20 protein-coding genes are annotated in these 25,334 nt (G+C 41.6%); 2 read left to right on the top strand and 18 right to left on the bottom strand.

Translation table 11 applies throughout. From position 1 onward, the window contains the following. Positions 1–118: 118 nt before the first annotated feature. Genes CMQ96_RS25935 through CMQ96_RS25910 form a run of 6 tightly spaced genes read right to left on the bottom strand, consistent with a single transcriptional unit; the run spans position 119 to position 6,741 of the window. Complete coding sequence (locus CMQ96_RS25935; protein ID WP_024360025.1) at positions 119–1,264, bottom strand: glycosyltransferase family 4 protein; 1,146 nt, start codon at positions 1,262–1,264, stop codon at positions 119–121. Beyond that, positions 1,265–2,158 carry a glycosyltransferase gene (locus CMQ96_RS25930; RefSeq protein WP_098067549.1) on the bottom strand — a complete coding sequence of 298 codons (894 nt, stop codon included), beginning with the start codon at positions 2,156–2,158 and terminating at the stop codon, positions 1,265–1,267. Next, positions 2,155–3,309 (bottom strand): UDP-galactopyranose mutase, encoded by a 1,155-nt coding sequence (gene glf / locus CMQ96_RS25925; protein WP_024360027.1) that lies wholly within the window; start codon positions 3,307–3,309, stop codon positions 2,155–2,157. The genes CMQ96_RS25930 and glf overlap by 4 nt, the downstream gene beginning before the upstream one ends. Positions 3,310–3,327: 18 nt before the next feature. Continuing rightward, positions 3,328–5,220 (bottom strand): DUF4422 domain-containing protein, encoded by a 1,893-nt coding sequence (locus CMQ96_RS25920; protein WP_098067548.1) that lies wholly within the window; start codon positions 5,218–5,220, stop codon positions 3,328–3,330. Between the two features lie 13 nt (positions 5,221–5,233). Then, a complete protein-coding gene (locus tag CMQ96_RS25915; RefSeq protein ID WP_004138732.1) occupies positions 5,234–5,974 on the bottom strand; it encodes an ABC transporter ATP-binding protein in 741 nt (246 codons plus the stop codon). After that, on the bottom strand, positions 5,974–6,741 hold the full coding sequence (locus tag CMQ96_RS25910) for an ABC transporter permease (protein ID WP_004138730.1): 768 nt from the start codon (positions 6,739–6,741) through the stop codon (positions 5,974–5,976). The genes CMQ96_RS25915 and CMQ96_RS25910 overlap by 1 nt, the downstream gene beginning before the upstream one ends. A 1,298-nt stretch (positions 6,742–8,039) precedes the next feature. Here CMQ96_RS25910 and CMQ96_RS25905 point away from each other — a divergent pair. Continuing rightward, a complete protein-coding gene (locus CMQ96_RS25905; RefSeq protein ID WP_024360028.1) occupies positions 8,040–9,044 on the top strand; it encodes an NAD-dependent epimerase in 1,005 nt (334 codons plus the stop codon). A 481-nt stretch (positions 9,045–9,525) separates the two neighbouring features. After that, positions 9,526–9,648 (top strand): small membrane protein, encoded by a 123-nt coding sequence (locus CMQ96_RS28500; RefSeq protein WP_004138729.1) that lies wholly within the window; start codon positions 9,526–9,528, stop codon positions 9,646–9,648. Between the two features lie 579 nt (positions 9,649–10,227). On the opposite strand, the gene ugd is transcribed toward CMQ96_RS28500, so the two are convergent. The 12 genes from ugd to CMQ96_RS25845 form a co-directional block, all read right to left on the bottom strand. After that, positions 10,228–11,394: a UDP-glucose 6-dehydrogenase gene (gene ugd / locus CMQ96_RS25900; RefSeq protein WP_004122472.1), complete on the bottom strand. Its 1,167-nt coding sequence runs from the start codon at positions 11,392–11,394 to the stop codon at positions 10,228–10,230. Between the two features lie 162 nt (positions 11,395–11,556). Further along, positions 11,557–12,927, bottom strand: coding sequence for an O9 family phosphomannomutase RfbK (gene rfbK, locus CMQ96_RS25895; RefSeq protein WP_049087572.1), 1,371 nt, complete (start codon positions 12,925–12,927; stop codon positions 11,557–11,559). Positions 12,928–12,949: 22 nt separating this feature from the next. Next, positions 12,950–14,365 (bottom strand): mannose-1-phosphate guanylyltransferase/mannose-6-phosphate isomerase, encoded by a 1,416-nt coding sequence (locus CMQ96_RS25890; RefSeq protein ID WP_098067547.1) that lies wholly within the window; start codon positions 14,363–14,365, stop codon positions 12,950–12,952. A 213-nt stretch (positions 14,366–14,578) separates the two neighbouring features. Then, the gene (gene gndA, locus CMQ96_RS25885) at positions 14,579–15,985 is read right to left on the bottom strand and encodes an NADP-dependent phosphogluconate dehydrogenase (RefSeq protein ID WP_098067546.1); all 1,407 of its coding nucleotides are present in this window, start codon (positions 15,983–15,985) and stop codon (positions 14,579–14,581) included. Between the two features lie 141 nt (positions 15,986–16,126). Then, on the bottom strand, positions 16,127–17,095 hold the full coding sequence (locus tag CMQ96_RS25880) for a polysaccharide pyruvyl transferase family protein (protein WP_098067545.1): 969 nt from the start codon (positions 17,093–17,095) through the stop codon (positions 16,127–16,129). Between the two features lie 16 nt (positions 17,096–17,111). Further along, positions 17,112–18,542 (bottom strand): oligosaccharide flippase family protein, encoded by a 1,431-nt coding sequence (locus CMQ96_RS25875; protein ID WP_098067544.1) that lies wholly within the window; start codon positions 18,540–18,542, stop codon positions 17,112–17,114. Positions 18,543–18,641: 99 nt separating this feature from the next. After that, positions 18,642–19,466, bottom strand: a complete 825-nt coding sequence (locus CMQ96_RS25870; RefSeq protein ID WP_098067543.1) for a glycosyltransferase family 25 protein — start codon at positions 19,464–19,466, stop codon at positions 18,642–18,644. Positions 19,467–19,512: 46 nt separating this feature from the next. After that, positions 19,513–20,217 (bottom strand): glycosyltransferase, encoded by a 705-nt coding sequence (locus CMQ96_RS25865; RefSeq protein ID WP_224253491.1) that lies wholly within the window; start codon positions 20,215–20,217, stop codon positions 19,513–19,515. Positions 20,218–20,339: 122 nt separating this feature from the next. Continuing rightward, positions 20,340–21,269 (bottom strand): glycosyltransferase family A protein, encoded by a 930-nt coding sequence (locus CMQ96_RS25860; RefSeq protein WP_098067541.1) that lies wholly within the window; start codon positions 21,267–21,269, stop codon positions 20,340–20,342. A 64-nt stretch (positions 21,270–21,333) separates the two neighbouring features. Beyond that, a complete protein-coding gene (gene wbaP, locus CMQ96_RS25855; protein WP_098067540.1) occupies positions 21,334–22,764 on the bottom strand; it encodes an undecaprenyl-phosphate galactose phosphotransferase WbaP in 1,431 nt (476 codons plus the stop codon). 137 nt (positions 22,765–22,901) lie between these two features. Continuing rightward, the gene (locus CMQ96_RS25850; RefSeq protein ID WP_098067539.1) at positions 22,902–24,053 is read right to left on the bottom strand and encodes a glycosyltransferase family 4 protein; all 1,152 of its coding nucleotides are present in this window, start codon (positions 24,051–24,053) and stop codon (positions 22,902–22,904) included. 99 nt (positions 24,054–24,152) lie between these two features. Next, positions 24,153–25,295, bottom strand: coding sequence for a glycosyltransferase family 4 protein (locus CMQ96_RS25845; RefSeq protein WP_098067538.1), 1,143 nt, complete (start codon positions 25,293–25,295; stop codon positions 24,153–24,155). Positions 25,296–25,334 lie beyond the last annotated feature (39 nt).

The raw sequence follows: 25,334 nt of genomic DNA, 5'->3' as shown, positions 1-25,334 counted from the left end.
ATAAGAGGCACGCAATCATTAAACATAAATAATGCGTTTGCAGAGCAGTTACATAGCATAAAATATAACTGCTTCGGAGGTGTTTGATTTACATGAAGCTGTAATCTCTTGCGTTACATCATCCCTGAACCACATCATGATAAGTCTTTAAGGTCTTACTGATTATCATACCGCTAGAAAACTTATCCTGAACGCGTTGCCGTCCTTTGATGCCCATCTCTACTCGTGCTTTGGGATTGGCTAACAAGAATTCAAGCTTATCGGCCAGCTCCTGTGGCGAGTTACTTTTCACGATAATGCCGTTATCGTTATTAATGATCAGGCTATCGCAGCCGCCAACATCGTAGGCAATGCAGGCCCGGCCAACCGAGGAAGCCTCAAGCAGAATACGCGGGACGCCTTCTGAATAGATCGAAGGCAGTGCCACGATGTTCGACTCCTCGATCAAGTCACAGACGTTTGAACTGTGACCTAACCAGTTAATCAGCCCTTCTTTATGCCATTGCTGAATGACCGCAAGGGAAATGGCATCCTTATCGTTTTCAACAAGTATCCCGGCAACGTTTAGCGTAAAATGAATATTTCTGGATTCGAGGATTTTCTTGGCTTCAATTAAATCCCCGAGCCCTTTGCTCCACAGCATTCTGCTGGCAAACAGCACCACCGGAACATCACGCTCCTGCTCCAGAGAATATTTATAGATATCCGGGTTGATACCTGCGCCATCAATGACAATAGTCTGCTGATAGTCAATCCCAACAAAACCCGCAAGTTTTTTACGATCTTTATCATGTTCGAACATAAATATACTGCGCTTATTACTGGCAATATACTTATATGCCATGATAGTGATATTGCGCAATAGCTTAAGCAAGCCCGTATCACAAGAAAATACACGCCCGAGGCCGACAAAACTCACGATGACCGGGCGATTATTTGCCCTCGAAAGAAGCCCACCGATCAGACATGGCTTGATTGTAATACAGTGTAAAAGGTCGGGATTAATCTCTTTGATGATCCTTCGGGAGGCAAAAAAGGCCCGAAAGAAAGTTAATGCATTAAATGATTGAGCATCAAGTGGGACGTTATGACACTTAAAACCAAATGTTTTAAATTTATTCAGCACTTTACCATCGACAAAATGACTGATGATGTGAATCTCATAACCAGCATCTCGGGCGGCGATTGCACGATCTATCCAGTGCAAATCAAAATACCAATCCGAGTTTATGAAATAACACAGTTTTTTCATTGCTATATCCACTTAATGATTCTTACCGCTGATTCCTTTTACACCATGGATAACTCCACGACGCAAGCATTTAAAATATAACAATTTATTGCGTTGCCATGGCAATATTGACACATATTTAATCAACCGCAAAAGGATTGAGAGACGGCTAAAAATGGCAACTCGCGGAAAAATTCTCTTCGCCAGAATAAGATTTCGACTAAGGTAATAAACCTTCCATTCGGGAAAGACGCACTTCCCCTGAATACTTACATCGTGCGAGAAGACAACCTCAGGCGAATAACGAATCTCTTCGCCATCGAGCGTCAACTGATAGCCAAAGTAGAGATCGTCAAAATATAAAAACAACTCATCGTGAATATTGTGTATATTCTTTCGCAGCAAATCTCGCTGAATAATCATCCCGACAAAGGATACCGTTTGTACCGCGGTCGAACGGGAAATCAACGGTAGAAACTCGGCCGGTTTTTTGATGTAGCGTAATGTGTCGATAAACGATGACGGTACTTTAGCAAAAGGGATGTTCATCGAACAAGGTTGCCCCCGGAGATCTTTTACCAAAGCGGTGAACACCCGACAGTTAGCCTTATCCAGATGGGCAAATTTTTCCAGCGCATCGCTCTCGGGCCAGGCGTCATCATCGTAAAAGAAAACCCAGTCGCTATCGACGTTGTCGCATAAATATTGACTCCCGGCCTTAAAACCACCCGCCCCACCGGTATTAGAGGGTAGATTGAGGACAATCACGCGGGGGTCGCTAAGGGTGGCTAACCACTCCTGGGTCCCATCCGTGGAACCGTTATTGACAACCATTATCGCTGTAAAATTTAATTTCACTGTGTTGGCAATAGTTACTTTTAACTTCTCTAAACGATTATAAGTGACTATTAATGCGGAGCAATTCATCGCACAGAAACCGTGAACACTGGCATAGCTTCATGATTATCAAGGGAAGATAAGTACTTCTCGGCTGTATTTAATGCTTCTGCGATAGTGACATCCATATCCAGATATCGATAGGTTCCAAGGCGGCCAACAAAGGTAATGTTCTTTTCACTTTCCGCGAGGGACAAATACTTATCGAGTAAAGCCATCTCCCCCATCTGCCGAATCGGATAATAAGGAATATCATTTTCTCCGCACTCGCGGCTGTACTCCTTATAGCATACCGACCCTTCATGGGTTTCCCAGGGCGAAAAGTACTTATGCTCAGTGATACGGGTGTAAGGAACATCCAGTGAGCAGTAATTCATCACCGCGCAGCCCTGATAATCGCCCTGCCGGGTGAATTTTTCAAAATCCAAAGTACGATAGCCCAGGCGGCCATATTGATAGGAATAGAAGGCATCCAGCGGCCCGCTATAGAACACATGATCGTACTTTTCTCTCTCTTCAGCGTTGAACGACTGCTGAAGTTCGATAGTGATATTTTCATGATTGGCAATTGACTCAATCATTTTCGTATAACCCAGTTTCGGCATGCCCTGAAATCTGTGGTTAAAGTAATTATCATCGTAGTTAAAACGAACCGGCAGGCGCTTAAGAATCGACGCAGGAAGCTGTGATGGCTCCATCCCCCACTGCTTGATGGTGTAGCCTTTGAAGAACGCCTCATACAGCTCTTTACCAATAAAACGCAGGGCCTGTTCTTCAAACGTCTTCGGTTCCTCGATCGAACTGTCCCCTTTTTCTGCAATAAGCGCCCGGGCCTCATCTGGCGAACAGGTTTTGGCAAAAAACTGGTTAATGGTATGCAGGTTGATCGGCAGAGAGAACACTTGTCCGTTAACGGTTGCTTTGACGCGGTTCACATACGGCATCATCTCAGCGTGCTGAGTCACATAGTTCCACACTGTTTCATTATCGGTATGAAAGATATGCGGACCATAGACGTGGACCATAACGTCCGTTTGCGGATCGCGCGCGTCGTAGGAGTTACCGCCAATGTGGTCCCGCTGGTCGATAATTCTGATACGATGGCCTTGTTCAGCAAGCTGGCGGGCGATAACCGCACCAGAAAAACCAGCGCCGACAATTAAAATATTTTTACTGTTCATAATATTACTCCAGCAGCCTTAACCAAGAATTGAGCGTCTAACTTTATAATAGTATTTTGTTATCGTATTTCGCCTCGGTGAACCGACAGGAGCATATTTATTAAGGAAAGGCATCAACGCTTTTTTGATCCTGGTCTGAAGCAGAACAGGCGTTTGCCCTGCATTATGCGCAGGATTTGATGAATTAATCAAAGATAGCTGACGGAAATAGGCCTCTTTTTCCCATGGCGTGTTGATGACGTTTTCCAGGAAATCGTCATAAAAGTCAACCTTGTCCGTATTCCACGGTTTATTCTCCCCGGCATAGTGAATCATATTCGGGTTCATTCTGGCTTCTAAAAAGCGCATATATGTTGCGAACTGCAGATTGGGGAAAAAGTCATCGGTATTGCCATTACCATGATAGACATTCCACTCCAGCGGTAAAAATTCAACCCGGCCGTAGAAAACTTTGTTCATGATGTCCTGGTCAAGGAACCAGTACTTTTTCTCTTTCAGGGTTTTAATCAGCTCGGAGAAGGTATCTTCCTGCACCATTTGCGTAACGTTGAAAATGATAATCCCCGCCTGGAAATACTCATCAGGATTGGTCATTTTAAGCGTTTTTTGCAGATACTCGCCGGCGGGCATCACGCCATCAGCTGACTCCGACATCGCGCCAAACTTGACGAAGCCTTCCATGACGATATCTTTAACGGCGGCAACAAGGTTTGTGCCGAGTTCGACATTAAGCAAAGTCGCCAGATCGGCCTTCACCACAGTATCGGAATCGATAAAAATGACCTTCTCATATTCACGGAAAAGCTGCGGAATAAACAAGCGAGCATAGGTTGATGCACTAAAGTGCGCACGGGTATGTACGCCATCCAATTCAGTGAAGGCATTCACATCAAAAAATCGAAGTGAAAAGTTTGTATGGGCCGAAACCAGCCTGGTTAAGCGCTGCTTGTTAAGATTGCTAACCTTGTTTTCCAGCACAACAATATCGTAATGGGTGTTTTTATCAGAATGGCGAACGATAGAGTTGATTAAAGCCCCGCCGCTGATGGCGTAGTTATCATCAAAACTGATGACGATTGGCGCAGCGTGAGGAAAGACCGGCATCAGCTTGCCGTTGAAGGTCTCATTCGTCACGAAAGTGCGCTGTAGTTCCTTAACTTTCAGGGCACGATCTTGCTGCTGTTTTATAATGTAAATATTAAACAGGCGCTCTGCGATATGGCCGATAACACGCTTTTCCTGAGCGTTATAATTATTCATCGAGATGCGACTTTCAAGATGAGTCAAAATCGCGAAAAGCCACTCAGAATAGTCTACGAACATATCTTTGTGCATCACAAACATATTCGTGTAATAGCCATCAGTTGCATTATTAAACTGCTGAATAGCCGTTTTATAATCCGGATAAAGCTCTTCGACAATCTCCAGGGCAGCCAGATAGTCCTTAATATGTAAAAACTCCCCTTTCTCATAATGATCGAGGTTATTTTTACTTCCAGCAGAGGTCACTGACCACTTCTTCGGTAACAGCAGGTCAAACCCTGAAATACAATCCTGGATTGCCGTGTCGGTTAAACCAAACTGCTTTTCATAATCTGCATCAATAACGGGTGAATTAACTACGCCCCAATTATCTTCGGGAAAGCTCTGTTCTGAAGAAAAATTCAGATGTCGGCGATAATGCATAAAGCCGACATAATCAGAAAGAGATTCATTTTTCCAAACCCAATAATGTGCGGTTAACTCACAGTAAAAGGGGTTTTTAAACGAAATATTATCTCCTGTATCATCGCCAATACAGCCGATATCATTATAGGAGTTAGCTTTACCTACATGCAATGGTTTTATAATCGATGCATTAAGGAATGCGCTCGGCTTATGATGACAGGTATAGATCTTAATACTATTCATTTAATTACCAGATTTAGGCCATTGCTTGTTTATAAAGTTCGATGATTCTTTCAGCAGAACCGATTTCCCGGAGACGGTGATTTTCGATCCAGACAACCCGATCGCATATTTTTTCCACATCACTCATGTTGTGACTAACGAACAGTATTGTCACACCACGATTTTTGAACTCTTTAATCGTCTTAATACATTTGGCCTGAAATGAAATATCGCCGACGGCCAGCACTTCATCAATAATCAGAATATCAGGCTCAACTTGACTAATAACCGAGAAGCCAAGCTTCGCTAGCATACCGCTAGAATAGACGCGGATCGGCTCATCAATAAACTCCCCTAATTCGGAAAATTCAATGATGCGATCCATTCGCTGTTGAACCTCTTTACGCCGTAGCCCAAGAAGGGTGGCATTAAGATAAATGTTCTCACGGCCAGTCAATTCTGGATGAAAACCACCACCTAGCTCAAGCATTGAGGCCACTCGCCCACGAGTTGTGACCGACCCTTTCGTTGGCTTGATAACACCGGCAACCAGCCCCAAAGAAGTGCTTTTGCCTGCGCCGTTTCGCCCAATGAGCGCAACAGCCTCTCCTTTACCTACCGTAAAAGAGACATCCTGAATAGCAAGATATTTACGACCCTTCAGTAATTGAAAGGCTCTTTTAGGATGAAATATTAAATCTTTAATACCTGAGCCAATATGATGGTAAAGCGGATATTCTTTTGTCACATTATTAAAATCAATTACTGGTTCCATCACAAGATCTCTGCAAATCGATATTTTAATTTATTAAAAATACTTAATCCGATAACTGTCAGCACAATACCAGTCAAATATAACACTGAGATATGCTCGTAGTTTAAAACGCCATCCATAAATAAATTACGCCAGCTTAAAATCATACTCGCCAGAGGGTTATAGTCAATAACCCAGCTATATTTTGCTGGAATCATATCCGATGCGTATAAAATGGGAGTGCAGTAAAACATCAGCATAATACCGAGAGTCACAAATCTTTCTAAGTCTCTGAAGAAAAGATTCAAAGTAGAAAAAATAATTGATATGCCAAAGGTAAAAATCACCTGTCCGATAGCAATGAGCGGTATGCCCCAAAGCCATGAAAGCGAAGGACGCATACCGTACACAAAAAGAAAAGCGACAATGACAGGAATAGTGCATAAGAAGTGCAATCCTTCCATCATCACATTACTAAGTGGAATAACCGAACGCGGAAATACGGTTTTTTTGATAATTTGCGCATTAGCAATAAATGAGAAAAGCGAATTCGTCGCAGAACTTGCAAACCACTGCCAGGGGAAGAGACCCGTTATTAAGAAAAGGGTATAATTTGGAATCTGGACTCGCATGATCAATTTAAAGATAAAATAGTAGATCATCGCAAAAAGTAGGGGGTTGGCAATTGACCATAAATAACCAAATACACTACTCTTATAGCGTACTTTTAGATCTTTATTGGTGATAACAACAAGCAGGTCAAATAAATACCCTAGATTATACTTCATTTTTATACTCATAAATTATTCTACGAAATTTTAAGCATTGGGTTATGCACTTTAGAATTGCGAGTTGTCGCTGACTGACTAAATCAACTGCGATAGCTCTAACGCCCTGACTGATACACTGCCGATAGACGCCGTGGCTTTGGACATACAACGTGAAAACTTAAGTGCATAGGTTAAAGCAAGATTTCCCAATTTTTCTGTACGCTTTAATTCATTGGCAGCAGCCGACCATGGTAGCTCATCCAGGCTAAACGGAGACAAGTGAGAGGCTGACATAAAGATCGCCAGTTAAGACGCCGTTTCTGGACGTAAAGTAAAAACTGTTATTTTTCAGTCAGATACTCCTCCCCCATAGTATTACATGATAGCTTTCAATCACGCTACCGCCCTTGGCTATCGCAACCAAACTGCGTAATGATTCAACAACCCTATCTGTAAACATCTCTAGCGACTGCTTTTACGACAGCAGTAAACTGACACACCCTGTTCTTACGTCAAACGGCTCTCGCAGCGGCTATCGGGTAAGATTACTGCCCGTGACGCTGGGTGCTGCTCACTTGAAATTTAAAAAGATTCAAGCAGGCCCACACTCTCGCTGTTTGCTTAACCCCCATCCATCAGGAATTTCTCAATTAGCACGTTTAGCAAGCCCATTTTTTGAACTCCTGACGAGACTCTTCCCGGTTATCGCCCTATCCATCTTCTGTGAACCGGCGTAAACCGTACGCAATATTGATTGAAATGACGCCAACAATCAGTCTGGTGTCATATTTAACGCTGCGCACAGGATAGCTGATTAAACTGACAACACAATGGTCATGCAAATGAGTTGCCGCATTATAGCGCTGGTCCATGGGAATAAAAATGAAAATACGTTGCCAATCAATTCATATTGCAAATGATTCATGTCGTAAACATAATGTAAAGCAAATACAACAAAAAAACTAACATTTTGATTTTAAACGATAAAAAAAGACATCCCACTATCAATGTGAAAGAATTGTAAATTCATACATAAAATCAATTTTTATCTACGTTAACTTTCGAGGACTTAAGGAGTCGGAAACGCGAGATTATGACAAGACCTCACGCAATTGTTATCTTGCTAATCATCAAGCTTCGATAATGAATCTCATCTCCACCTCAGAATGCCAATGCAAAAGCTCTGATACGGGCGACATCGCTTAGCCATCTAATGCGTGAACATAATCAGCAACGGTAAAGCAGGTGATCCACACGGCAAGCCAGTGTAAAATCGACGAATATATAGCGGGATACAGTCACCCCAGAGGATGAATATGAAATTTTTAGTAACTGGAGCCGCAGGATTCATCGGCTTTCATACCTGCAAGCGCCTTCTGGAGGCGGGTCATGAGGTTGTCGGTCTCGACAACATGAACGACTACTATGACGTCAATCTTAAGCAGGCCCGTCTGGATTTACTGCAGTCTCCCCTGTTCAGTTTTCACAAAATCGATCTGGCGGATCGTGAAGGTATTGCCCGACTTTTTGCTAATGAGAAATTTAACCGGGTGATCCATCTTGCCGCTCAGGCTGGCGTTCGCTACTCCCTGGAAAACCCGTTCGCTTATGCCGACGCTAACCTGATTGGTTATCTGAACATTCTTGAAGGCTGCAGACACAATAATGTTGAGCATTTGCTTTATGCCTCATCCAGTTCGGTCTATGGCCTGAACCGTAAAATGCCGTTCTCTACCGATGATTCGGTTGATCATCCGGTTTCGCTGTATGCCGCCACCAAGAAGGCAAACGAGCTGATGGCGCATACCTACTCTCACCTTTATGGTATTCCGACCACTGGACTCAGATTCTTTACCGTCTATGGCCCATGGGGCCGTCCGGATATGGCGCTGTTCAAGTTCACAAAAGCCATGCTGGAAGGAAAGCCTATTGATGTCTACAACTATGGCAAGATGAAGCGCGACTTCACTTACATTGACGATATCGTTGAGGCGATTGTTCGGATGCAGGATATTATCCCGCAGCCCAATCCTGAATGGACTGTTGAGACAGGATCACCGGCAGATAGCTCAGCGCCATACCGGGTGTATAACATCGGTAATAGCTCACCGGTTGAACTGATGGATTACATCACGGCGCTTGAGGAAGCTGTGGGGATGGTTGCGGAGAAAAATATGATGCCAATACAGCCGGGCGATGTACTGGAAACCAGCGCAGATACCAAGCCGCTGTACGATGCGGTGGGTTTCAGACCGCAGACGACGGTCAGGCAGGGAGTGAAGAACTTCGTTGACTGGTATAAGGCGTACTATAAGGTCTAATCAACCCAGCATGGCGCAGGGTATTTAGCCGCAGTGGGATACGACTGCGGCTTTTTTATATCGAGAATTGTCATTCGGCAATCTTATCCATGCAGATGCTCGTAAAAACACTCTGTTAATACCTATCTCAGCGCAAAGCCCGCGCACCACACAATAACGAAACACAGAATTAACATAAACCAAACAAAATCATCAACAAACTCTGATATAAGCCACTTTCAATACAATCACTGAAGAGCATTCTCGTACGAAGGAAACAATCACCAGCTAATCAAGCTGGTACTATAGTCAGCTACAGCGCTATTGTTCAAACTACTGGTCGCGAAAAAGGGTTTTCCACTTTCCTCAAAAAAAACCACAAACACCATATAGGAATTTTCTTAAATTCAGGATATGTTAAGCAGGCAAAGGCATGCTTTTGCAGAGATATTAGTTCGCAGGCAAATGGATTTATAACATTCCTTTCATTCTGGTACGCATTATGGCAAACATAATTTTCTTAGCAGTTGCTGCCATCCTGTTGATTGTTTCAGTTTATTTTCTGATTTCTTATATTAAAGATCAGAAAAAGACCAAGCTGACTTTTAACAAACGAAAGTGGTGAAAAGAAAACTTAATATAATTATAATACAGGCATAGGAAATAATAATATAAGAATAAAACACTGCCAGCGGTGGGGATGTGTATTGTCTTTTCAGCTGGCATTGGTCGCCACGCCAAACTTAAAAGTTATGCTAATCGGGTACTAAGACCTTAGCATCAACATTATATCCTGGTGACCGTAAATGGCTTGTGCTTGCTATGCCTGCGCCCTTCCCTTGAAAGATCCCGCTCCCTCACCCGTGTCAATTTCAATCAGAACCTTAACTCGCCGCAAGGCAGCTCTCCTGAAAACCAGGGTTCCAGAAACAACAAAAGCCTGCAAGCAGGCTCTGTTTTACCTTCCGGCGCTTATCTCCAGCGTCTACATCACAGTGACGGTAGCTCTTCACAAGGTGAATTAAACATATCCGACCTCGATGGTTGGGACAAGATGATCGATTGAAGAATCTAAGCGAGGTCACGTTTTTTAGGGGGGTTGATCGGGTAAGAGGAGTAAGACGATTTGCCAGGCGAATAGCTGAAGAATTCAGGAGAGGGGAAAATTCTGGCCGACAGCTTATCTCCCGGCCAGAGGGGGTATTTAGTCACTGCCGAACAAATCGCGGGTATACACTTTGTCAGCGACATCCGACAGCTCTTCAGCCATTCGATTTGAGACAATCACGTCAGCTTCTTGTTTGAATGCGTCGAAATCGCGAACCACGCGGGAATTGAAGAACTCATCTTCCTGCATAACTGGTTCGTAGATAATGACCGGAATACCTTTGGCCTTGATACGCTTCATGATGCCCTGAATAGAAGAAGCGCGGAAGTTATCGGAGCCACTCTTCATGATCAGGCGATAGATACCTACGACTTTAGGCTTGCGCGCCAGGATTGAGTCAGCGATAAAATCTTTACGCGTGCGGTTAGCATCAACGATGGCACCGATGATGTTATTCGGTACAGATTCATAGTTTGCCAGAAGCTGCTTGGTATCTTTCGGCAGGCAGTAGCCGCCGTAGCCAAAGGAAGGGTTGTTATAGTGATTACCAATTCGCGGATCGAGGCACACGCCTTCAATGATCTGCTTACTGTTCAGACCCTGGCTTTCAGCATAGCTGTCCAGTTCATTAAAGTAGGCTACGCGCAACGCCAGGTAGGTATTGGCAAATAGCTTAATCGCCTCAGCTTCGGTGGAGTCAGTAAACAGCGTCGGGATATCCTGCTTAATCGCGCCTTCTTTCAGCAAATTAGCGAAACGCTCTGCGCGTTCTGAACGTTCACCAATGACGATCCGAGACGGGTGCAGGTTGTCATAGAGCGCGCGGCCTTCACGAAGAAACTCAGGAGAGAAAATGACGTTATCAATGCCCAGGCGCTCTTTAATATCACGCGTGAAGCCAACGGGAATGGTGGATTTAATTATCATTACCGCGTCTGGGTTAATCTCGGTGACATCACGAATAACGGCTTCAACGGTCGAAGTATTGAAGTAGTTCGTTTTCGGATCGTAGTCAGTCGGCGTGGCGATAATGACATAATCTGCATTACGATAGGCATCATGCTTATCAGTTGTCGCGCGAAAATTCAACGGCTTTTCCGCCAGATATTCCTGGATCTCCTTATCGACAATCGGAGAAATCTTTTGGTTAATCATATCAACTTTGGATTGAATGATATCCAGCGCCACCACTTCGTGGTTTTGCGCAATCAGGATGCCATTCGATAAACCAACATAACCGGTACCGGAAATAGTAATTTTCATTCGATCACACTTTAATCAGTTAACTGGACGGCGGCGTATTAGCCACCCTGGTAATCAACACTTGTGGCGGTTTTACTCTCAGAAAGATGGGAAGTCAAGAAAGAGCCATAAGGTGATGCATCATTCCACGCACCTACCCTATGGCTCTAAGCAGAATAATTTCTATTTCATTAAAGCTAATATTTCTTCTGTTTTAGCCTTCATTAATTCATCGTCTCCTTTTGACTCTACGTTAAGACGCACAACCGGCTCGGTATTCGAGCTGCGCAGGTTAAAACGCCACTCCGGATATTCAATACTGATGCCGTCGGTGGTATCCACGTTCACGGCATCCGGTTCATAGCGTTCACGGATGCGCGCAATTGCCGCCGCCGCATTCTCCAGCTTGCGGTTAATTTCCCCGGACGCCGGGAACGCCGCCTGCCGGTCCGCCACCAGCGCCTTGAGCGGGCTGTTCTTCAGACACAGTAGCTCCGCCACCAGCAACCACGGGATCATCCCGCTGTCGCAGTAGGCGAAGTCGCGGAAATAGTGGTGTGCGCTCATTTCCCCGCCGTAAATCGCATCTTCCTGACGCATCCGCTCTTTAATAAACGCATGCCCGGTTTTCGACATCACCGGTGTGCCGCCGCTGCGGGTCACCATATCCACCGTATTCCACGTCAGGCGCGGGTCGTGAATAATCCGGGCGCCCGGCTGCTTCTGCAGGAACGCTTCCGCCAGCAAGCCAACAATATAATAGCCTTCGATAAATTCTGCATCGTTATCAAACATAAAGCAGCGGTCGAAGTCACCGTCAAAGGCGATCCCCATGTCCGCGCCGTGCTCGCGCACCGCATCCGCGGTGTCCTGCCGGCACTCCGGCAGCAGCGGGTTCGGGATTCCATTCGGGAAATTGCCGTCCGCCTGGTGATGCACCTTGATAAAGGTCACCGGCACGCCTGCCGCCACAAAACGTTTCTCCACTTCATCAATCACGTGACCGGCAGCACCGTTGCCGGAGTTCACCACCAGCTTCAGTGGACGGGTGAAGCTGGCCAGGTTCACGTAGCCCATCAGGTGGTCCACGTACTCCTGCAGCACCGATATCTGACGCAGGGTGCCGCGACGGGACGCGTCCACCGGCGCAAACTGATTCTCTTCCGCCAGGCGCTGGATATCGCGCAGCCCGGTGTCGCCGCTGATGGGCTTCGCGTTTTCACGCACCAGCTTCATGCCGTTGTAGTTCATTGGGTTATGGCTGGCCGTCACCTCTATCCCGCCGTCCACGCCCAAGTGGAAGGTGGCAAAGTAAATCTCTTCCGTACCGCTCAGACCAATATCCAGCACGTCCGTTCCCGCATCCATCAGGCCGTTGGCCAGCGCCAGTTTCAGCGACTCGCTGGTCAGACGCACATCGCCTCCCACCACGATTGTTTCCGGCTTCAGAAATTCGCCATAGGCGCGTCCGATACGGTAGGCGATATCTTCGTTTAATTCTTCGCCCAGTTCGCCGCGGATATCATAAGCTTTAAAGCAGTTTAATTTTGCCATCTATTTAATCCTTAAATACAAATTAGCAACGACCATACTGGTCTTTAATACGGATAATGTCGTCTTCGCCCAGATAGGAGCCGGACTGGATCTCCAGCACTTCCAGCGGGATACGTCCCGGGTTCTCCAGACAGTGTTCGGCGCCAATGGGAATAAAGGTAGACTGATTTTCAGTCAGCAGGAACTGCTTACCGTTGACCGTTATCTGCCCCGTCCCTGCGAGGATCACCCAGTGCTCGGCGCGGTGGTGATGCATCTGCATGGAGAACGCCCCGCCCGGCTTGACGGTGATACGGTTAACATTGAAGCGCGGCGTCTGGACCACCACGTCGCTGCGACCCCACGGACGGTAGATTTCGCGGTGTCGTTTGTATTCGCTGCGCTGGTTGGCCTTCAAGTACTCCACGACCTTTTTCACGTCCTGAGCGCGGTTTTTATTCATCACCAGCACCGCATCCTTTGTACTGACGATCACAAGGTCCTCAACGCCGATAGCCGCCACCAACTTTTCGTCGCTGTTGATGTAGCAGTTCTGGCTATTGTGCACCCAGGCATCGCCGGTCAGCACATTGCCAAGCTCATCTTTCGGGCTGACGTCCCACAGGGCTGACCATGAGCCGACGTCGCTCCAGTCCGCGTCCAGCCCCACCACCACCGCATCGGCGGTCTTTTCCATTACCGCATAGTCAACGGATTCGTCGGGACAGGTGCTGAACACCTCATGCGGGATGCTGATAAAGTCGCTGCCGCTATCGGCCGCATTGACCGCAGCCGTGCAGACTTCGAGAATATCCGGGCGGAATTTTGCCAGCTCGGAGAGATACTTTTTCGCCCGGAACATGAACATACCGCTGTTCCAGTAATACTCCCCGGAGGCCAGATAGGCTTGCGCACGCTCCAGGTCAGGCTTCTCGACAAAGCGGGCGACCTGATAAGGCATATGTTCCCCTTCCCCCAGCGCATCGCCGCGCTGGATATAGCCGTAGCCGGTTTCAGGGGTGTTCGGAACGATACCGAAGGTGACCAGATGGTCAGCATGCGCATACTGCTCAGCAACGCGGATGGCGTCGTGGAAGACCTGCTGATTATTGATAATGTGGTCCGCTGCCAGGACAAGCATCAGCGGGTCATCGCCATTCTGCGTGGCCTGCAGCGCCGCGAGGGCGATGGCCGGGGCGGTGTTGCGGCCCACCGGCTCAAGAATGATATTCTTCGACAGCTTGTTGAGCTGTCTTAGCTGTTCAGCAACCAGAAAGCGATGCTCTTCATTGCAGATAACCATGGGTTCATGAATATCCAGGCCGGAGAGGCGCGAGATGGTTTCCTGCAACATGGAGTTCTGCCCGTACAGCCGGAGAAACTGTTTGGGGTAGAGTTCACGGGACATTGGCCACAGGCGGCTACCGGTGCCACCCGCCATAATCACAGGAAGTAACATGATAAAATCCTTAATAAATATAAAATATTAAATGTGACGTGATGGAAGTAATAACTTCTTTATTTGCAAGCTCAATTAAAAGTGCAAATAGAGAAATACCACATAAACAAGAAAGGTATAACCTATAATAGGTTCAATCAAAAAAATTAAATACGATTTGATATTTTTGAATTAAAAAACAACCTGGCTTTTGCCAGGTTGTTTGTCAGCTAGTTAATCTATCCACTCGGTGTGGAACACACCTTCTTTATCAGTACGCTTATAGGTATGCGCACCAAAATAGTCACGCTGCGCCTGAATCAGGTTAGCAGGCAAGACTGCGGAACGATAGCTATCGTAGTATGCGATGGCAGCAGAGAACGTCGGAACCGGAATACCATTCTGCACAGCATATGCAACTACATCGCGCAGGGCTTGCTGATAGTCATCAGCAATCTGCTTGAAGTACGGTGCCAAAAGCAGGTTAGCGATGCCAGCATTCTGCTCATAGGCATCCGTAATCTTTTGCAGGAACTGGGCACGAATGATACAGCCGGCACGGAAGATTTTCGCGATCTCACCGTAGTTAAGATCCCAATGGTATTCATCAGAAGCCGCGCGCAGCTGGGAGAAGCCTTGAGCGTAAGAGACGATTTTGCCCAGATACAGAGCCCGGCGAACTTTCTCAACGAACTCCGCTTTATCGCCTGCACTCTTAGCCTGCGGTCCGGTAAGGACTTTCGAAGCAGCCACACGCTGGTCTTTAAGAGAAGAGATGTAACGGGCGAATACAGATTCGGTAATAAGTGACAGCGGTTCGCCGAGGTCAAGAGAGCTCTGGCTGGTCCATTTACCGGTACCTTTGTTTGCTGCCTCATCGAGGATCACATCAACCAGGTATTTACCCTCTTCATCTTTTTTGGTGAAGATGTCTTTGGTGATGTCAATGAGATAGCTGCTGAGCTCACCTTCATTCCATTCGGTAAAGGTTTGGGCCAGCTCTTCATTAGAAAGCGCCAAACCACCTTTCAGTAAAGCATAGGCTTCAGCAATCAGCTGCATATCGCCGTATTCAATACCGTTGTGAACCATTTTGACATAATGACCTGCACCATCGGCACCGATATAGGTTACGCACGGCTCACCGTCTTCTGCAACTGCTGCAATCTGCTTGAGAATAGGAGCAACCAGCTCATAAGCTTCTTTCTGACCGCCAGGCATGATCGAAGGACCTTTAAGCGCGCCCTCTTCACCGCCGGATACGCCGGTGCCAATGAAGTTAAAACCTTCAGCTGAAAGCTCACGATTACGACGAATAGTATCCTGGAAGAAGGTGTTACCACCATCAATGATGATGTCACCCTTATCCAGATAAGGCTTCAGAGAGTCAATGGCACTATCAGTGCCTGCACCCGCTTTCACCATTAACAGGATACGGCGCGGAGTTTCGAGCGACTCAACAAACTCTTGCACTGTATAATGTGGGACCAGTTTCTTGCCGGGATTCTCGGCAATCACTTCTTCGGTCTTTTCACGGGAGCGGTTGAAAACGGAGACGGTATAACCCCGGCTTTCGATGTTGAGCGCAAGGTTACGCCCCATCACTGCCATACCGACAACCCCGATCTGTTGCTTGGACATTACATACTCCTGTCAGGTGTGGTCACTGCGACTGTTCGCAGCTTAAAAGTGAAGATTATGTTAGCGCAAAGCAAGTATGACGCATAGAGCATTTCATAAGAATATGTAAGCGTACTAATTAGACTTCATATGAAGTAAAACTTATTTTTCATGTTTAAGTAATAAGGAACTCAATTCTGTTTTATTTGTCCACTCATTAAAATAACCACTATTTTTACCATAAGAATTATCAATAATCTTACTATTCCGATTTACTAAACATGATAGAATGTGCCCATGCATTCGTGATGTGATTATAACATTATACTTAGAGAAATAGCGGGCACTTCTATTAACAACACGAGAAGAATGTTTATCCCATAAAAAATATATGATATTTTTCATGGTGCTAGAATTATATTTATTGGCTATCCTAGATATCTTTTTCAATAAAAATTCATATCTAAACTCATACGGATTAATGAAATCAACCCAATCCACACTTCGGATTTCATTATTATTCGCATAAGTTAATTGCAGGTCATTCTTTTCTTTATCCACACGAAGAAAATATAAAGCCTCATTATTTTCAACATTGCAAATCGGGAGGTTGCCATATAATTGATGAGCCATATCAGGCATTAAAAACACTTTGTCGCTGAAGCGTTGAAACAAATCAAAAGTCTTAGCGTCTCTAGCGAAAAGGATTACATCAGAATGTTTCCTGAATATACTAATGTCGTGATTTAATTTGTCTAAGTCTGAGAAATGCGCAGTTTGAGGAAATATAATGATTCTATTTTCTTTAAAATTTTCGACTAAACTTATGCGAAGATTTTGATGAACATCATATAAGTCACCAAAGTTACCCCCACCGTGGCATATCAGGGTAGTTTCAGCGTCTATACTCTTTTTTAATTCATCAACATTATAGTCAAGGACAGACCTATAAAATTTAACGTGAATATCATTATCGGCAAAAAACTGTTGAGTACCTTGAAAAATCAATAAATCGCCAACGTTATGGTGTAATGGATAATCTAAAAAAACAACATTATTTTTATTTTTTATGTACTTAACGATAGATGACAAGTGATCTTTTAAATTTAACATTTGTTTATTAGCCAGCATGTAAAACTCCAGGAAATTAACGAAGAATAATTTTCTTTGTTTTTATCAAAATAACTATAATGAAAGAATATGTAATTAGACCCACCCCTATCTCTAGGGTAATCGAGACAACATTTGATAGGAGGGATTTCTCTGAAAAAAATCTAAATATTACCATTGTAAATATCATTATAACTGTGACAACAAATGGTAGGAAAATTGGTCGCAATTGCTCAAAGGCTTTTATGTGTATTATCTTGTAAACAAGATAAATCCCAAGAGGAATTGTAATCAATACTCTCATTGAGGACCATGCCAACATTGTCTCATACAATGACAATTTTGCTGTAACCAATGCTGCAAGAATGGCTACGAATGCTGAAGTAAATGATAAAAAAAGAAATCTCCTTGACTCTCCGACAGCCTTCATTAGTTGGCTTACAAATATTCTAGAAAACATTATTGCGTTCATAATGGCAATAATTTGAATTATTGGAACCGCCTCAATCCATTGCGTACCTAATACAATAGGAACCCAGTATTGGCAAGTGAAGGCCAGTCCTACAAAAGCAGGCATCGAAACGATATTAAAAAGCTTCGTAGCATTGAAAAAGAAACTTGAAAGTTTTTGACGATCATCTTGAACCGATGAAAAAACAGGAAGAGCCATTCGACCAATAACAGTATTAAGTATATTTAGTACTGCGTCAGTTAATCTAGTAGAAATATTATAAATACCCAACTGCGTAGTGCCATGGAAATTTAATATTAGCAAACTAAAAACGCGAGTCAGAACAGTCCAAAGCAAGTTTTCCAACATTACGAAAAGACCAAACCTGCAAAGCTCAAAAAAATCTTTAAAACTAAAATAATACCCACGAGGTATTATTTTTCTAGATTGATAAAAAATTAAAATAAACGCCGTGAAATATTGAAAAAGATTTGCAAAAACAATACTCCATAAGCCATAACCATACAAAGCCATAGGGATAGCAATGACAAAGAAAACAATCCTCGAAATAAGGTTCCTTTTAGTTAAAACACTAACATCAAGGTTTTTCAATAACAATCCTGTAGGTAATATAACAAGTAATTGAAGAGCAGCGCCAACTCCCTCAAAAACTAATACTAAACCTACAATTTTACTTCCACCGATAAAATATAAATAGAAAGAGATAGATAAGCAAATACATAGCACAATAACAGCACTTGCACATGATCCCCAAAGAACTGTTAGTTGATGATTAATTGATAGGTTTTTCTTTTGAATAACGGCTTCAGATAGACCCAGACTAAATATTAAAACAAGTAATGCTGCAATTATCTGAGCTGCAGCAATTTGGCCATAATCCTCTGGTTTCAATATCCTGGCTAAAAAAATAATAGATATCACGCTTAAACCAGCAGAGCTTAGCGCTTCAAATGCAGACCAAAGTGCTGCATTTCTAATTTTATGTCTACTTATCAATTATCAAACCTTGTATGATTAATAAATGAACGAGCGTTAGCGAAATAAAATCAATCCTCAACGAGCATAAAACTTGATGCTTTGCCGTTTAAAATATCATTATAACCGAAACTTAGTTAAAGCAACTATATAATTGCGGATTTTCCAAATCGTTATTGTCGCTTTCTTTTTAACTTGGATTGTATATTTATTCTTAAAGAGAAACTTAATTTTCGAAAAAAATGAAACTTCATCCTCAACCTCCGAGTCCCCGTATTTAATTACTCTTTCTTTTTCAATCCAGCTATTACTTAAGTCTAAAGGATGATGAATAAAGGAAGCTAAGAAAATATCATCAATAATACCTTTTCTTTTAAAATAAGCCCACTCATCGGCCACGAAAAAAGATTCCTGAAATTCTGAAAGCATTTTCTCCGCAGTTACTCTGTGTAACATATAGCAGCAGGTTCTAAAAACATATTGCTCACCAGCAACAATTCGGTGGAATATTTGATTGCCAATATATTTAGTACCATTTATCGCACGCACAACCTTATGACGGTTATTAAGACCATCTTGCCCGCCTAAAATATAAACCGCCCCAGGTTTAAGACTACCGTAATCCAATGACTGAATAAACACCTTAAATTTATTGTCAATTATAGCATCATCTTCAAGAATGCATATCCATTCATCAGCAGATTCAAGCAAATCTTTATACACTGCTATGTGACTGAAAGTACAACCAATTTCACCGTCTGTTGGTTTCTTATCTTTGCGCTTTAAAAAAGAGCTGAGAGGAAGATCATTCTTAATTTGTGCTGGAATATCTTTACCATACACTGCATCAGAAAAAGAAAACTCTAAATTGTTCGAAATAAAATCACTCTCGATTTTGATACGTCGTTCTTTATCAAACGGCAAAGATACAACTTTAATTCTCATGTTACCCTCTTAAAAATCATGAGATAGTTTAGACTCGTACAGAAATTTATTTATCAGTCTTGGAACCAAAAAAGCTCTCTACTATTTTAATAGACTTATCATTATTTGAAAGCTGCTTACCTAAATATCCAAAAATTTTATTACGAACCTTAAAGTAAATCTTCTCCAATAAAGCACCAGTATACATTGTGTTATTAGTTTGATTTAAAGCATTATTAGTATGTTCGATTTCTTGGACTAAGGTTAATAGAAGGGGGTTACAAAACACCTGTGAATTCGATAATTCAATTATCTTACTGATCCAAATATCGTCAGTCTTAGGTATCAGCTCGCGGAAGTCGTTAAGCTCAAGGAACTCATCTTTTATATGCTTCCGCATTAAAATACAACCACCAACCCCGGTAATAATGAAGTCAGAAGAAAATAATTGCTGCTCAGAGCATACATGAAACATATTATAACTTTGTAGCTTCCCAAAAAAATTGTTTTTTTTCACTCTGACTCGCGAAGCTACAACATATTTGCGCTCTAACTTTTCAAAGGTGTTTAAAAGCCCTTCAAACCAAGCGTTAGCATATATAACATCATCATCAACATAAACAATCACATCTTCATTTGCAGATGAACGCAATGCGGGAATAATTTTTCGATAAGGTCCAATATTATCAACATAATGTACTCGGATAATGTCATGAATATGATTCAATTCATTAATCCAGTTCGGTAATGCAGCAATACCTTTATCAGCCATAAATGGCTCATGTGATATCCACAGATTGATTCTCTCTGGTAATAGACTTTGATGTAACAGAGACCACAATGTCGCAGAACATAAATCCAGTCGGCTATGAGTTGTAGTAAGGTTGATACTAATCATATAATTCTCTTTATTTTCTTCACAAATAAAGTCACAAGTATTTTCGCAATATCAGTTCTATATTTCCAAAGTTTACTATAGGCCTTGGGAGTGATAAACCAGATAGTAACAACTTTGAAGTTTTCGAGGCACAGGAATAAAAAAGAATGTAAAGACCATATTTGATACATTTGAATAGAACAGGTATCAAATTTTTTGCGCATATCGAAAGTGGCCTCCTCGAAGGCTCTAAATCGCTCTAAAATATATTGCAAATTTTTCGATGAATTAGTAAGAGAGCCGGCTGTTCTTTTTTGATAATATAAAACATCCTTAATAACACATATTCTATTTGCAGCCCCTACAAGCCTTAAAGTAAATAAATGATCCTCATGTGCGCTACGCTGTGTAAAAATAGCTTGAGAATGGATAGCTAATTCACGACGAAACACGTACGTCCATACTGCTGTCGTCCAGTTTCCAGACGTAAACATATCGTTTAAAAAAGCATTGCGATCAAGATATTCTTTATCATTCAAAAATGAAAGCTTATTAGCAATTTTTTCGAAGGGTGGGATTGATGATATTATTTCAGAACTAAAATACACCATATCAGGTTTGGTAGCTATAACATTAAGAATCTTATACAAGAAATTAGGGCTAATAATATCATCGGCATCAACAAAAAAAACGTATTCACCAATGGCTTTTTCCAACCCTCTCTGTCTGGCTTTAGCTGCACCGGAATTGTCGAAGTCATATAAAAAAAAATTATTCAACTTATGGGCTTTGAGACTTTCACGAATAACATTTGAAGTATTATCTTTAGAACCATCATTTATAAAAATAACCTCAATGTTTGGGTAGTTTTGTAGTACTAGCGAATTAAAAATATTAACTATATTACTTTCGCAATTATAGCAAGGTATGACTATTGATAAATCCATTAGTTTTCTCAAGAATTAAATCGATAAATAATTAAAACAACATTAGAAAAAACCCAGATTATTTTTAATAGGCACCATCTTTACGTAATACAACGCCAATAGTCTTAAATAAAATAGCAATATCATTCCACATAGACCAGTTTTTTACATACCAGGCATCTAGATAAACCCGAGTTTCATAATCTACATCACTACGACCACTTACCTGCCAAAGCCCCGTCATTCCAGGCTTGCTTAATAAATAATAGTCAACTTCATCGGAATAACGTTCTAATTCGGCTGTAATAATTGGCCGTGGTCCGACAAGACTCATCTCACCTTTAAGTACATTAAAAAGTTGTGGCAACTCATCCAGACTAGTTTTGCGCAAAAATTTTCCTATGCTTGTAATTCTTGGATCATCTTTCAATTTGAAGGTTGCATCCCATTCAGCTTTAGCATTTGGATCAGAACTTAATAGTTTGTCAAGAACCTCCTTAGAGTTGACAACCATAGATCTGAATTTAAGGCATTTAAATGACTTACCGCCTTTACCAATACGTTCGTGCCCATATATTGCCGGACCATTATCTTTTTTAACCTTTAATGCTATATATATAAGGAGCGGAGAGCTAATAGCAATGATTGAAAGAGAACCTACAATATCAAATAACCTTTTTATAATACGTGAAGACATTTTTGCTAGATTTTGATGAACTCTAAAAATCATAACCTCATGACTAAAAATGAACGACATATCAGTACTATCCAATGGCATACCCCGTAGAGTTGGAATTACGGATACATAACGATAGCCATTAATCATAAATACTCTTAGCCAATCATTGCGTAAATTTCCTTCATATGACTCTAGCGCAACAATAAATTGAGTTCTTTTATCGAATCTATCTATAAGTTCATTTGGTTTAACTTTCTCAATCGGAATGTTATTGATTTCATTCATAGAAACTGGCTTAGTTCCATCAGAAATAAAACTCACTACATTGAATCCTAAATTAGTTTCACTATTAATAGCTTTACACGCTTCTATCGCATTATCTCCATCGCCAATTATAATAGTGTCACGTTTCCATAGCCCCATACAATCCAAAAATTTCTTAGTTAACATTCTTAAGGATGGAACTAAGACTAGCACCATTATCCATGTCAGGCACCAAACGTAGCGAGAGAAATACCAATTGGCAAATGACATTACTGCAATTTCAATTACTGCAAATATCACTAATGTCCGAAGAATTTCTTTTAACTCAAACCAAAAGGTTTTACGATAGAAATAATGGCGCAAACGTACAGAGTACCAACCAACACAACATATCGCCATGCAAATATGAAACGTAATCCAATCATCAATATGGCCACTTTGAACTAAATATGCCCCGTTTAATATAAAAGTCTTAACAAAAGCAATTGCAATGTATATTGATAAAGTAAACCCAATAAAATCGGATAATGCTAATAAAACACTGGTCCAAAAATTTCTTGCTAGACGAGTCATATATTCTCACCAAACATAACCTTATAGGATGAAGAATATCCACACCTCAAGCTTGAGGTATATACGAATAATCTATGTACCTATAGATCAATTAGCCATTACTATAATCTAAACAATCTTTGTTTATATTATAGCTCTTAATAAATAACCTTTTTGATATTTTTAAATTCGTTCCATTTATTATCTATAAATTCTGAGATTTCATTTTGAAACCGATCAACCGAGAACCGTAATGCATTTTCACGACAATGCATAGGAACAAAAGCATGAACATTTGACTCGAATAAAGATACTGCTTCAATCAACGAGGGCACATCTTGCTTATCAAAGAAAATTCCAGTCGGTTTGTCTACACCATAAGGACGAACCGTTTCCAAAGCCCCTCCCTTTCCGAAAGCAATTACTGGGGTTCCACAGGCTTGAGCTTCAACAGGGGTGATGCCGAAATCTTCCTCTGCAGCGAAAACAAATGCTTTTGCTTTTTGCATATGCTCTTGCATTACACTATTAGATTGATAACCTAGTATTTTTATATTAGAAGTGGCCTTTGATTTAATTTTTGCCATTTCTGAGCCATCTCCAATAACAACAAGCTGTTTATCCGGCATCTGGCTAAAAGCTTCAACTATAAGATCCATTCGCTTGTATGGTACCAACCTTGAGGCGGTGAAATAGTAATTTTCTTTCTCCTCACATAAAGTAAAACGATTAACATCAACAGGAGGATATATTACAGTAGAACTTCTACCATATACTTTTTTAATCCGTCTTGCTATAAAATGAGAGTTTGCAATAAAATGATCAACGCCATTAACTGTTCGATAATCCCAAATTCGAATTTTATGCAAAAGCCATTTGGCAAGAAGTCCTTTAACCCCTTTGTCTAAACCAGCTTCTTTAAGATATTGATGCTGCAGATCCCATGCATAACGTATCGGTGAGTGTACATAGCATATATGTAGCTGATCAGGACCAGTAATCACCCCTTTTGATACAGCATGGCAACTTGAAAGAATAACATTATGTTTAGAAACATCTAGTTGTTCGATAGCTAAAGGCATTAATGGCAAATATTTATGATATTTTGACTTAGAGCCCGGTAATTTCTGTATGAAACTTGTTGTAGCTCTTTTATCTTTAAAAAGAGATCGGTCTTTATCTGACAAAAAATCAACGATAGAATATAAATCACATTCAGGATAGATCTCAATAAACTCTTTAATCACTTTCTCTGATCCAGCGTAAGTTACAAGCCAATCAGCGACTATCCCAATATTCTTGTCATGCATAACGTGTCCTTCATCAAACTGATGATATATTTAAAAAGAAATAAGAAGTTATCACAAGCCCTTCTTGAAGAAAAAACAACTAATGACTTAAGATCACTATCATTTATAATAAGAGAGATATTGTTCAGCAATAAACTCGGATTTAAATATATCAGCGTGATTCGTTGAATCTATAGGTTCTTTGCTTCGGGATAACCCTTTTGCAAATCCTTCGAATAAATTATTAGAAATAATAATGTTATCCATGATTTTTGAAAGTTCAGGTAAGGCGCCCGAGTTTGTTGTTATTACTATTTTATTGGCTAACGCACATTCAACAACAGTCCTACCAAATGGCTCGTTCCATTTTATAGGTAATACAACTAAATCGACGGAATTCAGGAATTCTTTTAAGTCCATATAACCTTTAATAATAACACCAGCAGAGCTAGCTAAATTGGAAAGTTCCTTTTCAGTTCCGTTATTTATAAAGCGCCCAGCGGCAATAAATTCATAATCCACATTATCTTTATATTTTTCTGCTAAGCTGCAGTATTCATCAAATCCTTTTTCATATGTCAATCGTCCTAAAAAACCGACTCTGTTTTTTTTGTTTGTAGGAGTTTCACTTTCTATTTTATCTACTGCATTATAAATTACGCCGCAATTTGCATTGGTAAAAAAGCCATTTTTTTTATGCAACTGAGATATAAAATTGCTAATACCAATATATGCATCTACCCGATGACTCATTTTTTTCTTAAAAAATGACCAAAGTTTGACTTCAAAACAATTTGCGGCCATATTTTTATCATTTTTAAATAGAGTACTATTAGGGTGAAATAAATAATAATCGCGCGAAGTGTGAACTAATTTAATATCAATTTTTTTTACAGCTTTCCAAACACAAACAGAAAAACCAGAGAGATTATTGGTATGAACAATATCAGGAGCATATCTCCTAATTTCCTTTCTCACTTGGTTATACATGAAAATATTATAAACGTCCAATAAATGCCAAAAAACTTTTTTATACGGAGAGTTCTTTTTTTCTGAATACGGCCAATAAACGTTCCTTAAAGGAAGGATTATAACGTCGACACCGTTAATCAGTCTTTCTTCTCTTGTTTTACTCTCACCCAACGTAACCACACATACTTTGTTACCCTGTCGCACTAATTCCTCAGCGAGTAATTGTACTGAGATTTCTGCGCCGCCTACCCGATATGGATAATAAAGGGCATTGAACATCATTATTTTCATTCTTTATCCTTAGATTTACTAACAGCATATTCATAATAT

Source organism: Klebsiella sp. MBT K-1 (assembly GCF_002556465.1).
Classification (GTDB): domain Bacteria; phylum Pseudomonadota; class Gammaproteobacteria; order Enterobacterales; family Enterobacteriaceae; genus Klebsiella; species Klebsiella grimontii.
This window is presented reverse-complemented; position numbering and strand designations above follow the sequence as displayed.

Excerpts from the sequence above, each read along its gene's own strand:
- wbaP (WP_098067540.1), bottom strand. The coding sequence starts at position 22,764 with ATGACTCGTCTAGCAAGAAATTTTTGGACCAGTGTTTTATTAGCATTA.
- glf (WP_024360027.1), bottom strand. The coding sequence starts at position 3,309 with ATGAACAGTAAAAATATTTTAATTGTCGGCGCTGGTTTTTCTGGTGCG.
- CMQ96_RS25915 (WP_004138732.1), bottom strand. The coding sequence starts at position 5,974 with ATGGAACCAGTAATTGATTTTAATAATGTGACAAAAGAATATCCGCTT.
- CMQ96_RS25920 (WP_098067548.1), bottom strand. The coding sequence starts at position 5,220 with ATGAATAGTATTAAGATCTATACCTGTCATCATAAGCCGAGCGCATTC.
- rfbK (WP_049087572.1), bottom strand. The coding sequence starts at position 12,927 with ATGGCAAAATTAAACTGCTTTAAAGCTTATGATATCCGCGGCGAACTG.
- CMQ96_RS25890 (WP_098067547.1), bottom strand. The coding sequence starts at position 14,365 with ATGTTACTTCCTGTGATTATGGCGGGTGGCACCGGTAGCCGCCTGTGG.
- CMQ96_RS25880 (WP_098067545.1), bottom strand. The coding sequence starts at position 17,095 with ATGCTGGCTAATAAACAAATGTTAAATTTAAAAGATCACTTGTCATCT.
- CMQ96_RS25865 (WP_224253491.1), bottom strand. The coding sequence starts at position 20,217 with ATGGCTGATAAAGGTATTGCTGCATTACCGAACTGGATTAATGAATTG.
- CMQ96_RS25870 (WP_098067543.1), bottom strand. The coding sequence starts at position 19,466 with ATGAGAATTAAAGTTGTATCTTTGCCGTTTGATAAAGAACGACGTATC.
- ugd (WP_004122472.1), bottom strand. The coding sequence starts at position 11,394 with ATGAAAATTACTATTTCCGGTACCGGTTATGTTGGTTTATCGAATGGC.
- CMQ96_RS25845 (WP_098067538.1), bottom strand. The coding sequence starts at position 25,295 with ATGAAAATAATGATGTTCAATGCCCTTTATTATCCATATCGGGTAGGC.
- CMQ96_RS25910 (WP_004138730.1), bottom strand. The coding sequence starts at position 6,741 with ATGAAGTATAATCTAGGGTATTTATTTGACCTGCTTGTTGTTATCACC.
- CMQ96_RS25905 (WP_024360028.1), top strand. The coding sequence starts at position 8,040 with ATGAAATTTTTAGTAACTGGAGCCGCAGGATTCATCGGCTTTCATACC.
- gndA (WP_098067546.1), bottom strand. The coding sequence starts at position 15,985 with ATGTCCAAGCAACAGATCGGGGTTGTCGGTATGGCAGTGATGGGGCGT.
- CMQ96_RS28500 (WP_004138729.1), top strand. The coding sequence starts at position 9,526 with ATGGCAAACATAATTTTCTTAGCAGTTGCTGCCATCCTGTTGATTGTT.
- CMQ96_RS25850 (WP_098067539.1), bottom strand. The coding sequence starts at position 24,053 with ATGCATGACAAGAATATTGGGATAGTCGCTGATTGGCTTGTAACTTAC.
- CMQ96_RS25930 (WP_098067549.1), bottom strand. The coding sequence starts at position 2,158 with ATGAATTGCTCCGCATTAATAGTCACTTATAATCGTTTAGAGAAGTTA.
- CMQ96_RS25860 (WP_098067541.1), bottom strand. The coding sequence starts at position 21,269 with ATGGATTTATCAATAGTCATACCTTGCTATAATTGCGAAAGTAATATA.